Raw genomic sequence first — 14,162 nt, 5'->3', positions numbered from 1 at the left:
ACCGCCATGCGCCGATACCGGCGAATGAAGCGGGTGCAGCGCATCACGTCGCCACGACGGCAAGCTGCCGTTGCGGCCAAGGCCCTTATTCCACTTATGTCACAGACCGTACTCACCGATACCTTTTTCACCAACTTCGATCTTCATCCGCTGCTGCAGCAGGGCCTCGACGACAGCGGCTTCACCCGCTGCACGCCGATCCAGGAAATGACCCTGCCGCTGGCGCTTGGCGGGCGTGACGTCGCCGGCCAGGCCCAGACCGGCACCGGCAAGACCTGCGCCTTCCTGGTCGCGATGATGAATCGCCTGCTCACCACGCCCGCCGTGGCCGAGCGCAAGGACAGCGATCCGCGCGCGCTGATCATCGCACCGACCCGCGAGCTGGCCATCCAGATCGACAAGGACGCCAAGGCGATTGGCCGCCACACCGGCCTGCGCAGCGCGCTGATCTACGGCGGCGTCGATTACGACAAGCAGCGCCAGCAGCTGAAGGACGGCTGCGACATCATCATCGCCACGCCCGGCCGCCTGCTCGATTATCACAAGCAGGGCGTGTTCGGCCTCAATGGCGTCGAGGTGATGGTGATCGACGAAGCCGATCGCATGTTCGATCTGGGCTTCATTGCCGACGTGCGGTTCATCTTCCGCCGCCTGCCGGCGCGCGAGCAGCGCCAGGTGCTGCTGTTCTCCGCCACGCTGAGCCATCGCGTGCTGGAGCTGGCCTACGAGCACATGCACAACGCCGAAAAGCTGGTGGTCGAGAGCGACAACGTCACCGCCGACAAGGTGCGCCAGCTGGTCTACTTCCCGGCCAAGGAAGAAAAGCTGCCGCTGCTGCTCAACCTGCTCGAGCGCACCGCGGCCGAGCGCAGCATCATCTTCGTCAACACCAAGGCCGCGGCCGAGCGCGTGACCGACCGCGTGAAGCGCCAGGGTTACCGCGCCGGGGCGATCTCCGGCGACGTGCCGCAGCTGAAGCGGCAGAAGCTGCTGCAGCGTTTCCAGGAAGGCCAGCTGGATATCCTGGTGGCGACCGATGTGGCCGCCCGCGGCCTGCACATTCCCGCCGTCAGCCACGTCTTCAACTACGACCTGCCGCATGACGCCGAAGACTACGTGCACCGCATCGGGCGTACCGCGCGCCTGGGCGCCGAGGGCGATGCGATCAGCTTCGCCTGCGACCTCTATGCGATGTCGCTGCCGGATATCGAAACCTATATCGGCCAGAGCATTCCGGTCGCCAGCATGGATGCCGATCTGCTGATCATGCCCAAGCCGAAGGCGATGGACGCCGAGTTCGCCGCCAACGCGGCCGCCGACAGCGCCGAGTTCGGCGACATCGTGCCGCCGCGTCCGGGTGAAAAGCCGCGCCGTCCCGGCGGTGCCGGTGGCGGCAGCCGCGACGGCAGCCGTGGCGCGGGCGGTGGCCGCAGCGCCGGCGGTTCGCGCTCGTCTTCCTCCACGCCGCGTCCGCCGCGCGAGCGCCGGCCGGACGTGGCGGCCGCTGCCGTTGAATCCGCGCCGATCGACGTGCCGGTGCATGCGACCGAAGGCGTCGCCGTTTCGGCGTCCGCCACTGCGCCAACGCCCGTTGGCGAGGCAGGCGATGCCGCGCGCAAGCCGCGCCGTCGTCGCGGCGGCCGCAACCGTCGCCGCGAAGGCGTGGCAGAAACCGTCGATGCAGCGGGCCAGAGCAGCGATGCTCAGACATCGGCCTTTGCGAAGGAAGGCAGCCGCGCCGCCCCGCGCGGCGAGCGCCGGCCGCCGCGCGAGCGCAGCGGTGCAGAAGCTTCGTCGAACGGCAGCCGCCCATCGCGCCAGGTTGCAGTGACCTCCGGCAACGCAGCGAGCAAGCCTGCCGGCGACGCGCCGAGCGCGAAAAAACCGGGCTTGTTCAGCCGGCTGACGCGACTGTTCACCGGCCGCTGATGGCACCATCCCTTTCGCAGCCTATGCCGCGAAGGGGATCAGAAAACTCGTGAGCAGGATCGCGGTCGTCGCGGCTGAAGAAGCGGCGACTGCAACGCATGCGGGCCAGCCATTGGGCGCGCGCTTCCCTTATCCTTGCCGCTGGCAACACGACACGCAGGTTCGGGGACGCTCGGTGATCCATTTTGATCAAGTCAGCAAACGCTACGACGGCGGGCACGAAGCGCTGTCGCAGCTTTCCTTTGAGGTGCCTACGGGCGAAATGGCTTTCGTCACCGGCCATTCCGGCGCGGGCAAGAGCACGTTGCTCAACCTGCTCGGACTGATCGAACGGCCGTCGCACGGCGTGATCATGCTGGACGGACAGAACCTGGCGAAGGTTCGCGGCGGCGGCGTGCCTAGGCTGCGCCGGCGCATCGGCATGGTGTTTCAGGATCACCGGCTGCTGATGGAGCGCACGGTGTTCGCCAACGTCGAGCTGCCGCTGACTATCGGCGGCGTCGCTCGTCCCGAGCGCGCCCGCCGCGTGCGCGCCGCGCTGGAGAAAGTCGGCCTGCTGGCCTATGAGCGTCAGCTGCCGGCGACCCTCTCCGCCGGCGAGCGCCAGCGCGTCGGCATCGCCCGCGCCATCGTGGCGCGGCCGACCCTGCTGATTGCCGACGAGCCCACCGGCAATCTGGACCCGCAGCTGGCGATGGAAATCATGGGTCTGTTCGGCGAATTTCAGCAGGTCGGCACCACGGTGTTGATCGCCAGCCACGATCTCCCGCTGATCAAGCGCATGAAGAAGCGCGTGATCGTGCTGGACCACGGCCGCCTGGTGGCCGATCTGGCTGCGCAGGAGGTGCTGTGAGCATGCCGCCGGAGAACGTCCCCGTCGTCGATCAGGCCTCATCGCCGCGCGCCGAAAAAACCCAGGGCCGACGCTTTGCCAGCTGGCAGGAGCATCACGGCTGGAGCGCGGCCGCCAGCCTGCGCCGACTCGGCTCGCGTCCGCTGGGCAGCCTGCTGACGATCGCCGTGATGGGTCTGGCGCTGGCGCTACCGCTGGCTTTCTATCTTTTGCTCGGCAACGTGCAGAAGCTCGGCGAAACCTTGGGCCAGAGTCAGGCCATCAGCGTGTTCCTGCAGCCCGATCAGAGCGCGCAGCAGGCGCAGCTGCTGGCCAAACAAATCGGCGAACGGCCGGAAGTGGCTTCGGTCAGCGTCAAGACGCCGCAGCAGGGCATGGACGAGCTGGCCAAGATGCAGGGCTTCACCGGGGCACTGAAAACGCTGGACAGCAATCCGCTGCCCTACGTGCTGCAGCTGCAGCCGCACGAGGAGCTCGGCGCCGCGGCGATCGGGCAGCTGGTCACAGACATCCGCGCCATGCACAGCGTGGACATGGTGCAGGACAGCGGCACCTGGCGGCAGCGCCTCGATGCACTGCTGGCGGTCGGCAATCGCGCGGTGCTGGTGCTGGCCTCGCTGCTGACGCTGGCGGCGCTGCTGGTGGTGGGCAATACGGTGCGCGTCGACATTGCCAGTCGGCATGAAGAGATCGGCGTGCTGCTGCTGATCGGTGCCAGCGGCGCCTTCGTGCGTCGGCCGTATCTCTACGCCGGCATCTGGTATGGGCTGTTCAGCGGCATACTCGCGGCCCTGCTGGCGATCGGCATCGAATTCGCCCTGGCCGACCCGGTGGCGCAGCTCAGTCAGGCTTACAACGGCAAACTGCAGGTCGGCGGTCTGCCGCTGTGGCTGCTGCTGGCCGTGCCGCTGGCCGCGGCCTTGCTGGGCTGGTTCGGCGCGCGGCTGGTCAGTGCCTGGCAGTTGCGCAAGGCGGCTTGAGCATCGGGTCGGCTGACAGTAGTGACGCGCGTCGCAGGCATCGCCGGGCGTTCCGGGCACTCTCAAGGTCAAACGACGGCTCAGACCAGGCATGCTCGCGGTTCGTTCGCGTACATGTTGAGATAGTAGGGTTGAAGATTCACGCAGCACGTACGGCAACGAGTAAGGCAAGTTGACTAACGCAATGATCGCGACCATCAGCAACCGTCTCACCACGACAGCGCCGCGCGTACTGGTGGTCGACGGTTCGCGCGTGGTGCGCCAGCTGCTGACCCGCGTGCTGCTGGCCGAGCTACCCGAAGTCGAGGTCATCGGCAGCGGCAGCGGCGCCGACGCGCTGAAGCTGCTGCAAGAGAGTGCCTTCGACTTCATTACCATTGCGCTGCGTCTGCCCGACATGGACGGGCTCGACCTGGCGCGATCCGTGCGTTCCACCGCGTCGCAGGCCTACGTGCCGATCGTGGTGGTTTCCGGCGATGTCGACGATCGCCTGCTGCGCCGCTCGCTCGGCGAGGACGTCACCGATTATTTCGACAAGGCGCTGGGCTTGCAGGCGCTGGCCGAATTTATCCGCGGCTATGTCAGCCCGCAGATGCAGGCCGAAGGCACCGTGCTGTATGTCGAGGACAGCCGCGTGGTGGCATTGGCCACGCGCCGCATGCTCGAAAAGATCGGCCTCACCGTGCGTCATGTAGTCAGCGTCGAAGACGCGCTGGCCATGCTCGAAACCGACAAGGTCCTGGGCTGGACCGGTGCCGACGTAGTGCTTACCGACGTGAGCCTGAAAGGCGAGCTCACCGGCGGCGATCTGCTCGAGCGCATCCGCAACGAGTTCGGCTACGGCAAGGGCCGGCTGCCGGTGCTGGTGATGACCGGTGATGAAAACCCGGCCAACCAAGCCGCCCTGATCAAGGCCGGCGCCAACGATCTGGTCGAAAAGCCGGTCGAGGAGAAACTGCTGGTGACCAAGCTGCTGTTTCAGCTGCGCGTGGCCCAGCATTTGCGCAGTCGCGCCACCGGCGCGTAAGTGAGTTCGACGGCTTGAGCGACGAACAGGTCAAACGCGATCACATCAAACTGGAGCCGTCGTGGAAGGCGCGCATCGGCGACGCCTTGCTGACCCCGGCCATGCAGTCGCTGGCTGCTTTTCTGCGCAGCGAAAAAAAGGCCGGCAAGAAAATCTATCCGCCCGGCCCGGAAATTTTCGCCGCCTTCGATCACACGCCATTCGACAAGGTGCGCGTGGTGATTCTCGGTCAGGATCCGTATCACGGCCCCGGTCAGGCGCACGGCCTGTGCTTTTCCGTGCGACCGGGCGTGCGCGTGCCGCCGTCGCTGGAAAACATCTTCAAGGAAATTCAGCGCGATCTCGCCATTCCGCGACCCGATCACGGCTGCCTCACCTCGTGGGCCGATCAGGGCGTGCTGTTGCTCAACAGCGTGCTCACCGTGGAAGAAGGGCAGGCCAACGCGCATCAGGGCAAAGGCTGGGAAGGCTTCACCGACCGGGCGATCGACGCGCTCAACCGCGAGCGCGAGGGCATCGTGTTTCTGCTGTGGGGCTCGTACGCGCAGAAGAAGGGACAGCTGATCAATACCACGCGCCACTGCGTGCTGAAATCCGTCCATCCGTCGCCGCTCTCCGCCCATCGCGGCTTCATCGGCTGCGGACATTTCTCCGCGGCCAATCGCTATCTGGAAGAGCGTGGAAGCGCCCCGATCGACTGGTCGCTGCCGCGCGCAGCGTGCTAGAAGATGACGAAAACGGCGTGCTCGACGTGTTGATTAGATGGCAGCCGACCATTGGCGCCTGCTTCAAAAACTTTGCGGATCTGACGTTTTCGTCGTTGCTCATTACGTGTGCTCTACCGGTTTGTCTGATGTATTCGTTCCCTATGTCGGTGGCCGCGCGCAAAGACGATCTCGCGCTTAAAATCCGGCTCGATTCGATCATCAAGAACGACACGCGACACCTTCGGGCGATCTGAAAAAAGCATGTCGTGCAGGTGTCCGGTCATGGTATCCACGGCGCGCAGGACGATACGCCTGCTCTGTGATTCTTCCCATGCCCTGCCCACCATCTTTTCATGGAGTGCATGCCTCATGATCAAACCGCTACGGAAAGTGTTGAGCCTGTTTTTTTGCGCAACAGCGCTCTTTTTCCACGCCTTTGACGTCCATGCAGCCAGTTCCAATATGTCGGACGGCCAAACCGAAGCCCAACCCAGCACACTGGCTGCGGCGAGTACACCGAAGTCGGGTGCCAATGCTGCGGTGTCGATGAATACATACAAGGACATCCACGGCAGGAGCGTGCAGACCGATATCGCGGTGTTCACTGCCGCGGATCAGACCAGCGTGACGCCGGCGGTTTCTCATGGCTACGAGAAGTACGGCGCCTACTGCTTCCGCTGCCATGGCAAAGATGCGGTGGGTGGCGCGTACGCGCCGGATCTGCGCAAGTCGATGGCCAATGGCATGACGTACCCGCAGTTTCTCGCCACGGTGCTGGCCGGCAGATCGGCCAAGGGCATGCCGTCGTGGGCGGGCGTGTTCGGGGAAAAGGACATCCATGCGATCTACGACTACATCAAGTCACGCCAGCTCGATCTGATTGCCGGTGGGTCTTCGCCGTCCGGCTGATCGACAGTCACGCGATCCATCACGTTTTTGCTTGTTGAAGCTGATTGGCAAGTGGCTGTACTCGTGAAGCCATGCGCTGTGGTTGCTTGGGGCGCACGCATGCTGCTGTCGATCGCAAAAGCCGACGCCGTCGCTTAACTTCCTTCGTCCCCTTTTAATGACGAGTGTCATGTGGCCGGTACAACGATGTGCCGGATTCGTGACACCCATCGAGACCACCCTGCATGGGCGTCTCCAATGCGTTGAATCTAGGCGCTATTTCGGCGCTGGCATCTGGCACGCAATCTGCAGTTATCCCACTCAGTAATACAACGGCTGCGTGCAGGACGTCGGCGTGCGGCTGCTAATAGCCGGACAGCCGGCGCGCTACAGGACCAAAGACCCGGTAGGCGGCCATCCCTGGATCAACGTCCAGAATGATTTTCAGTGACACGCAGAGGAGAGGAAATCACCATGAGTTCTCAAAACAGTGGCCGTTCACGGCGGTTTACGTGGTGCGTCACCATGCTGGCCGGCCTGGGGTTGACCGTCGGTGCGACGGCGGTGGCCCAGACAAGCGATATGAGCGCGACTTCAAGCATCGCCAAGAGCGCAGAAAACCCGGACTTGTGGCCCGCGCCGGGTCGCAACAACGAGTTGACGCGTTTCAGTCCGCTGACGCAGATCAACGCCGGCAACGCAGGCAACATGCAGTTCATGTGGAGCCAGTCGCTCAGTTCATTGCGTGGCCAAGAAGGTCAGCCGATCGTTGTACAAGTGGGCGGCAAGCCGATGATGTTTCTGGTCAGCGGCTGGCCGAACGTCGTGCAGGCGCTGGATCTGTCCAACCCGGATGAGCCGGTGACGGTGTGGAATTACGTCAAGAAGGACGGCCGTGACGATAGCGCCGTTGCTATCGCCTGTTGCGATACCGTCAACCGCGGCCTCAACTACGCCGACGGCAAGGTGATCTTCCATACCTTGGACGGTTATCTGATCGCGCTGGATGCCATGACGGGCAAGGTGGACTGGAGCGACAAGCTCGCCTCGCCGGAAAAGGGTCAGACCATGACCGGCGCGGGCGTGATTGCCGGCAAGAACATTATCATCGGCTACGGTGGTGCGGAGCTTGCGGCACGGGGCAGCATTGCGGCCTACTCGATCGACGATGGCAAGAAGGTCTGGGGCTTCTTCAACAACGGCACCGCCAAAGATGTGGGCATGACGGCAGACACCAACAAGGCCGTACCGAAGCATGGCACCCTGAAAACCTTTCGCGGCGTCGATGAGTATCCGGGGGACGAACACACGCGCGGCGGCGCCACTGTATGGGGCTGGATCAGCTACGACGCAAAGCTGAACTTGATCTACTACGGCACCAGCAATCCCGGCACGTGGAGTCCTTCGTATCGTTGCAAAAACGACACCTGGGAAAAGTGCAACGACGGCACCCAGGACAACAAGTGGTCGCTCTCGCTCATTGCGCGCAACGCCTCCACGGGTGAGATGGTGTGGGCCTACCAACTGACGCCGTTCGACGAGTGGGATTACGACGCCATCAACGAGAGTGTCCTGGTCAACATGGACATCGACGGCCAGAAGAATCGCCCGGTGCTGGTGCATTTCGACCGCAACGGCTTCGCCTACGTACTGGACCGCAGAGATGGCAAGCTGCTGCGCGCACACAACTTCGTTCCGGTGAACTGGGCCGAGAAGATCGACGTGGGCGGCACGGATCGCCCAATCAAGGTCAAGGCGCATTCGCCGTTCGGCGTCGACAAGGCCGTGCAGGCTTGCCCGGGCGCCATGGGCGGCAAGGATCAGCAGCCGGTGGCGGTGGATCCGAGCAACCCACAGGTGTTCTACGTGCCTACCAACCAGTGGTGCATGGAGGATACGCCGCTGAAGCGCACCAGCACGCAGCAGGGCTCGGGTTACGCGTTCGCCAATGTGTACATGTATGAGCCCACGGCCGGCCTTGCGGGCCAGGTCCAGGCCTTCGACGTCGACACCGGCAAGATCGTCTGGAAGAACCCTAACAAGTACCAGACCTGGGGTGGCGCGCTGGTAACCGCTGGCGGCGTGGTCTTTTATGGCGACATGCTCGGCAAGTTCCGCGCGGTGGATGCCAAGACCGGCAAGGAGCTGTGGGTGCGTAACCTGGGCTCGGGCATCATCGGCAACCCGATCAGCTACAAGATCAACGGCCAGCAGTACGTGTCGGTGTTCGCCGGCATCGGCGGTTGGAGCGGCCTGCCGGTTTCTGCGGGTCTGAACTTCAGCGACGAGTACGGTGCGATTGGTGCGACGGCCATGGCCAAGTCCACCAATCTCAACCTCGTGCCGCTGGGTGGCACCCTGTATACGTTCCGCCTCGGCGGATCGGAACACCAGGCCGTCGACACCACAAAGTGAGAGCGTGTGCAGCGTTGATTTGTAGAAGTGTGCGAATCAACGCTGCATGTTGAAGTCGGGCCGGGGTTGCCGCGTGCAACCCCGGCTTCGATGCGCAAACGTCACGTGCCGGCAACGAACGTGGAAAGTCTTTTCAAAGTGCGGTCAATGAAATGAAATTCGGCACTGCAATATTCGCTGGATGCCTCGCGCTGACGGCGGCCGGACTGGCGCCGGCGCAGGAAAAAACCTATTACGACCTCGATCAGAAGTTCAGCGAGATGACGGCGGCCGACCAGACCGCTGCAAAAGACGCCGCCCTGCACCAGCAGATGCGTCCGCTGACGGCCTGTGCAGACCCGGCCAACATGCCGTTTTCGGACCGCAATGGCGACGGCATCGATAATCAGATCGTCCAAGTGCTGGCCAAGGCCATGCACACGACGGTGCGTTTCTACTGGATGTCCTATCTGGAATCTGGATTCGTGAAAAGAGCCTTCGGCAGCGCGGCCGAGCCGCTGGGAAATTGCGATCTCGTGGTCGATATTCCGGACAGCGTTTCCGGCGTTTTGATGACCGACCCGATCTATCGTTCGACCTACGTTTTCGCGTACGGCAAGGACAGTGGCATCCATATCAAGAGCCTCACCGACCCTGCGCTGAAGAAGCTGCGCGTCGGCGTGTACGAGACCTCGGCCGTGCGCCAGGCGCTGGCCGAAAATGGCATCAAGAATGATGTCCACGTGCTAAGCGTCAGCTACGACACCGAAAGTAACAACGGCGCCCTGCAGCAGTGGCGGCAGGTTGAACAGGTGCTGGACGGCAAGCTCGACGTGGTGGGCACATGGGGGCCGTTTGCCGCTTACGCGCAGGTGAAGAAACACGCGCCGATCGTGCTGCAACCGGTCAACCTGATGTCCAACGACGTGCAGCTGGAATACGCCATGGCCATCGGCGTGCGCGAAAACGACGTGGTTCTCAAATATGCGCTGGACAACGCGCTGGATGCATCGGCAGACAAGATCAAGGCGATTCTCGACGACTTTGGCGTGCCGCTGGTCCAGTGCAGCGAATGCGTGGTGCAGGGCAACCTGCCGTCGCACGGACCCTATTCGATGGGCGCCAGCAGCTACGCGCGCTATCAGCAGCCGCTTGATACGGAGCTGATCCACGTCGACACATCGCAGACGGCGCCCGGCGAAACCGTCACGCTGCAGGACATCAAGAAATCGCTCGCCGCAGGCGCCGACCGCAGTGCCGAACTGGCGCAGGCGGTGGTGGCATCCGACGCTGCGCGCATCAAGTTTCTCGCCGCGCATGGGGCGGATCTCAATGCACGCGACTCGATGGGCGCCACCCCGCTGACCAGTGCCGCCGGCGCCCGCGACTCCGACACCGTCAAGCTGCTGCTCCAGCTGGGTGCGGACGCCAACGCAAGCAACGGAGACGGCGTGACGCCGCTGATGGCCGCGGCGCAACGCGATCATGTGCCGTCGGTGGAGGCGCTGCTGCAGCACGGCGCCAGCCTGACGGTGAAAGATGCCAAAGGATTGACCCCGCTGTGCGGCGCGCTCGAAAACCGCAGTTTCCTGGCCGCCACCACGCTGCTCAATGCGGGCGCCTCGCCGAACGCGGCCTGCGGTGCCAACGGTCTGACGCCGTTGATGATCGTGGCCACGCACCTGGAGGCGGAGCGCAGCGGCAATGTTCCCGTCGACGACGGCCTGTACCTCAGCGATGGCGTTGCCCCGCAGCAGGTGGGCAAGTTGCTGGTCAGCAAGGGCGCTGATGCGAACGCCCGCAGCAAGAGCGGACTCACCGCCCTGATGGTCGCCGCCGGCCATGACAACGCGCCGCTGATCGGTTTGCTGATCCAGGCCGGCGCGAAAGTCGACGCGCGTTCCGACGACGGCAAAACCGCGCTCGATATCGCCAAGGAAAACGGCAGCGACGCGTCCATACAGACACTCGACGTGATGAGCCGCTTCGCGCCCGTGCAAAGTCCGAGCGGTGCTGCAGCGGAGCCGCCACGATGAGGCGACGCATCGCCATCATTATTGCTGCCGTGCTTGCATCGGCGCTCGCCGCGGCAGGCTCGGCGGCGCCAGTGAGCAAACCAGCCAGCAAGCAGGCCAATAAGCCAGCCGCGAGCAGCGAAGCGAAGAGCAACGAATTCGTCACGCACTACGCATATCTGGGCAAGGCCTACCGTGAGCCGGCGCCACTGTCGCTGCTCAAACCCGCGGTCATTCCTGACGAAGGGCTTGCCGGTGTGCGTCTGGGAACCAACTACAACAACCAAGCGGGAAAATTCCTGGACCTGAAGTACGTGCTGGACGAGACGATGCTGCCGGAGGATGGCGACGTGGTCGCCGCAGCAAAAAAACTGCTGGCCGCCGGTGAGCACCTCATCATTGCCGATCTGAAAGCGCCGGACCTGCTGGCGGTCGCCGATTTGCCGGAAGCAAAAAACGCGATCATCCTCAACATTCGCGCGCGCGACGACGTGCTGCGCCAGACCCAGTGCCGCGTCGATGTTTTCCACCTGATTCCCAGCAACGCGATGCTCACCGATGCGCTGGCGCAGTATCTGGTGTGGAAGAAATGGACGCGCTGGTTTCTCGTGCGCGGCCAGCATCCGGAGGATGTGGAGTACGCCAACGACATCACGCGTTCGGCCGAGCTCTATGGCGCCAAAATCGTGGCCGAACGCGCGTACGAGCTGCAGACCGGCGCGCGCCGCGTGGATACCGGTTATCAGGAAATCCAGACGCAGATGCCGATGCTGACGCGCGGCGTGCCGGATTACGACGTTGCCTTCGTCGCCGACGAAACCAATTCCTTCGGACTCTACCTGCAATACCGGACCACCGATCCGCGGCCCGTCGTGGGCACCGACGGCCTCGAGGCGACGGCGTGGGGCGCCGCGTACGAGTCCTACGCGGCGGAGACGCTGCACGACGATTTCCTGAAGCTTGCCAATCGCGAGATCACGGTGCGCGACTACGAAGGCTGGCTCGCGGCCAGTCTGCTGGAGATGGCGGTGAAGCAGGGCAGCGCCCGCAACGTCGATGCGATCCGCAAATACATCAGCGCCGACAGCCTCAAGCTCGCCGGCTACAAGGGCGAGAGCATGAACTTTCGTGCCTGGGACAACCAGTTGCGACAGCCGATCCTGCTGATGGATCAGCTGTCGCTGGTGTCTGTGTCGCCACAGCCGGGCTTTCTGCACCCCGTGTACAACACCGACACCCTCGGCGTCGATCAACCGCAAAGCCAATGCAAGTTCGCCAAATGAAGACAGCCAAACCCAAGCGGCCCCACGGGCGCTTTGCCGCGATGTGTTTGCTGCTGCTGATGCTGGCGGCGCCGCCAGCATGGTCGGCGACGCTGTTCGTCACCAACGAGCGCGGCAATACGGTGACGGTGCTGGACAGCAACACGCTGAAGACGATCAAGACCATCCCCACCGGCCAGCGCCCGCGCGGCGTGGTGGCGTCGCCGGACGGCAAATGGGTGTACGTGTGCGTAGGTGACAGCAACCGCATCGATGTCATCGAGGTGGCCAAGCTCGCCGTGACGCGTACGCTGCCGTCGGGAGCCGACCCGGAACTGCTGGCGCTGAGCAACGACGGCAGCCGCGTCTACATCGCCAATGAAGACAACTCGCAGGTCACCGTGCTGGAAGCGATGACCGGCAAAGTGCTTGCGCAAATCCCCGTGGGCTCGGAGCCCGAGGGTATGCGCGTGAGCCCGGACAACCAGATCACGGTGGCGACCTCCGAAGGCAGCAGCCTGGTCCATTTCATCGACAACAAGACGCTGAAACTGGTCGCTACCGTGCTGGTGGGTGCACGTCCGCGCGTGGCCACGTTCACGCCCGACGGGCGTTACGTCTGGGCGTCGTCCGAGGTCGGCGGCACGGTGTCTGTGATCGACGGGCTTACGCATCAGGTCGTGCAGACGATCAACTTTGCCATCCCCGGCATGCGCGCCGAGTTCATCCAGCCGGTGGATATCGTGATGTCGAAGGATGGCTCGCAGGCGTTCATTGCGCTGGGGCCGGCGAACCACGTCGCGGTGGTCGATACAAAGACATACAAAGTGAGCGATTACATCGTGGTGGGACAACGGCCGTGGCACATGGCGCTGTCTCCCGACGGGTCGAAGCTTTATGTCGTCAACGGCTTCACCAACGATGTGACGGTCGTCGATACCAAATCGCTCAAGCCCGAGGTTTCGGTAAACGTCGGTCGCTTGCCGTGGGGCATTGCTGTGGTGCCCTGAGCGGTTGGCTGGCGACGCGCAGTGACGGTGGTGGTGCGTAAACACCCGCAGAAATGATTGATTCGTACAGCTATTCGAAGGAGAGGCCCATGTTACGAAAGACCCTGTATAGCTTCACTGCTGCTGCTTTTGCCGTAGCCGGTATCAGCCTGGCGCTCGCCACCAACAGCCTGGCCGGTTCGCCAGCGGGGCAGGCCGGTTCGTCGGCTGCTCCGGCGAGTGCCGCCAGTATTCATGTCCCGGCAACGTACGAGTCGATGGACACCGGGCACACCGGCATCGTGACCGAAAAGGAAGCCCTGGCCGCCATGCCCAACCTGAACTTCAAAGCCGCCGATGAAAACGGTGACGGCCAGCTGGATCGGGTCGAATTTTCGGATTTGCAGGACAAGGTGGCGAACGGAACCTGGACCAACGCGGTGGCCAAAACGGAAGCCGTCAACGCGATAACCGGCTACGACGACAACCCGGTGGACGTGGTCGCCAAGGCCGCGAAAGGTTCGCTGAAAAACCCCTACGATCCGAAGAACGGCACCATCGCCGCCCAGGGTCACGAGCAATTTCTCAATCACGGCTGCAATGCCTGCCATGGTGGCAACGGCGGTGGCGGCATGTGTCCGCCACTCAACAACGGCGTGTGGATCTACGGTCCGAGCGACGACACCTTGTTCCGCCTCGTTGCACTGGGAAGCCAGAAACTGCAGGAGGCGGGTTTCGCACGGATAAGCCCGGAAACTCCCGCCCTGATGCCACAGCAAGGCGGCACGACGATTACCAAGGCGGGTGACCTGTGGAAGATCATCACCTGGATCAAGTCGATGAACACGAAGGACCAGGCAAGCCTGGATCGTGCACCGACGCTCGATCCCGGTGCCGCCGTTGTAGCGTGGGCCACCGCGCACCGTGCGACGGCGAAGGTATGTCATGCCAGCACGGCCTCATCGTGGGATGGCGCGAACGCGCGGTAAGTCGCGATGCAGGTGAAGGCTCAATGACCTCGCCCCGAGTTACGACGCAGCACGGGCTACCGTCCGTGACTGCGCGTGTCCGGCATCGCTCAGCAAACGTCGCACGTCCAGTGGTCTAAGCTGCGATAC

The 14,162-nt window shown here is 63.5% G+C and carries 12 protein-coding genes; 11 read left to right on the top strand and 1 reads right to left on the bottom strand.

What is annotated here, in order from left to right:
* Positions 1-96 precede the first annotated feature (96 nt).
* The 5 genes from HDE76_RS15065 (at position 97) to ung (ending at position 5,514) form a co-directional block, all read left to right on the top strand.
* Positions 97-1,929: a DEAD/DEAH box helicase gene (locus HDE76_RS15065; protein ID WP_184508777.1), complete on the top strand. Its 1,833-nt coding sequence runs from the start codon at positions 97-99 to the stop codon at positions 1,927-1,929.
* Between the two features lie 175 nt (positions 1,930-2,104).
* Entirely contained in the window at positions 2,105-2,782 is a 678-nt protein-coding gene (ftsE, locus tag HDE76_RS15060) for a cell division ATP-binding protein FtsE (RefSeq protein WP_184508775.1), read from the top strand.
* Positions 2,783-2,784: 2 nt separating this feature from the next.
* Positions 2,785-3,762 (top strand): permease-like cell division protein FtsX, encoded by a 978-nt coding sequence (gene ftsX, locus HDE76_RS15055; RefSeq protein ID WP_184508973.1) that lies wholly within the window; start codon positions 2,785-2,787, stop codon positions 3,760-3,762.
* Between the two features lie 184 nt (positions 3,763-3,946).
* On the top strand, positions 3,947-4,789 hold the full coding sequence (locus HDE76_RS15050) for a response regulator (protein WP_179478150.1): 843 nt from the start codon (positions 3,947-3,949) through the stop codon (positions 4,787-4,789).
* Positions 4,790-4,803: 14 nt separating this feature from the next.
* A complete protein-coding gene (ung, locus tag HDE76_RS15045) occupies positions 4,804-5,514 on the top strand; it encodes a uracil-DNA glycosylase (protein WP_184508772.1) in 711 nt (236 codons plus the stop codon).
* Between the two features lie 113 nt (positions 5,515-5,627).
* On the opposite strand, the gene HDE76_RS15040 is transcribed toward ung, so the two are convergent.
* Entirely contained in the window at positions 5,628-6,056 is a 429-nt protein-coding gene (locus tag HDE76_RS15040) for a hypothetical protein (RefSeq protein WP_184508770.1), read from the bottom strand.
* Here HDE76_RS15040 and HDE76_RS15035 point away from each other — a divergent pair.
* The 6 genes from HDE76_RS15035 (at position 6,043) to HDE76_RS15010 (ending at position 14,033) form a co-directional block, all read left to right on the top strand.
* On the top strand, positions 6,043-6,405 hold the full coding sequence (locus HDE76_RS15035; RefSeq protein ID WP_184508768.1) for a c-type cytochrome: 363 nt from the start codon (positions 6,043-6,045) through the stop codon (positions 6,403-6,405). The genes HDE76_RS15040 and HDE76_RS15035 overlap by 14 nt on opposite strands.
* A gap of 453 nt (positions 6,406-6,858) precedes the next feature.
* A complete protein-coding gene (locus tag HDE76_RS15030) occupies positions 6,859-8,799 on the top strand; it encodes a PQQ-dependent dehydrogenase, methanol/ethanol family (protein WP_255481619.1) in 1,941 nt (646 codons plus the stop codon).
* 152 nt (positions 8,800-8,951) lie between these two features.
* On the top strand, positions 8,952-10,814 hold the full coding sequence (locus tag HDE76_RS15025) for a quinoprotein dehydrogenase-associated putative ABC transporter substrate-binding protein (RefSeq protein ID WP_184508767.1): 1,863 nt from the start codon (positions 8,952-8,954) through the stop codon (positions 10,812-10,814).
* Positions 10,811-12,076, top strand: a complete 1,266-nt coding sequence (locus HDE76_RS15020) for an ABC transporter substrate-binding protein (protein ID WP_184508764.1) — start codon at positions 10,811-10,813, stop codon at positions 12,074-12,076. The genes HDE76_RS15025 and HDE76_RS15020 overlap by 4 nt, the downstream gene beginning before the upstream one ends.
* Entirely contained in the window at positions 12,073-13,065 is a 993-nt protein-coding gene (locus HDE76_RS15015) for a PQQ-dependent catabolism-associated beta-propeller protein (RefSeq protein WP_221262435.1), read from the top strand. The genes HDE76_RS15020 and HDE76_RS15015 overlap by 4 nt, the downstream gene beginning before the upstream one ends.
* An 89-nt stretch (positions 13,066-13,154) precedes the next feature.
* Positions 13,155-14,033: a c-type cytochrome gene (locus HDE76_RS15010; protein ID WP_221262434.1), complete on the top strand. Its 879-nt coding sequence runs from the start codon at positions 13,155-13,157 to the stop codon at positions 14,031-14,033.
* The last annotated feature ends 129 nt before the right edge of the window (positions 14,034-14,162 follow it).

It is taken from the genome of Rhodanobacter sp. ANJX3, assembly GCF_014200755.1.
Lineage (GTDB): Bacteria > Pseudomonadota > Gammaproteobacteria > Xanthomonadales > Rhodanobacteraceae > Rhodanobacter.
The sequence above is the reverse complement of the archived record's forward strand: the minus strand, read 5'-3'. Positions and strand labels throughout refer to the sequence as shown.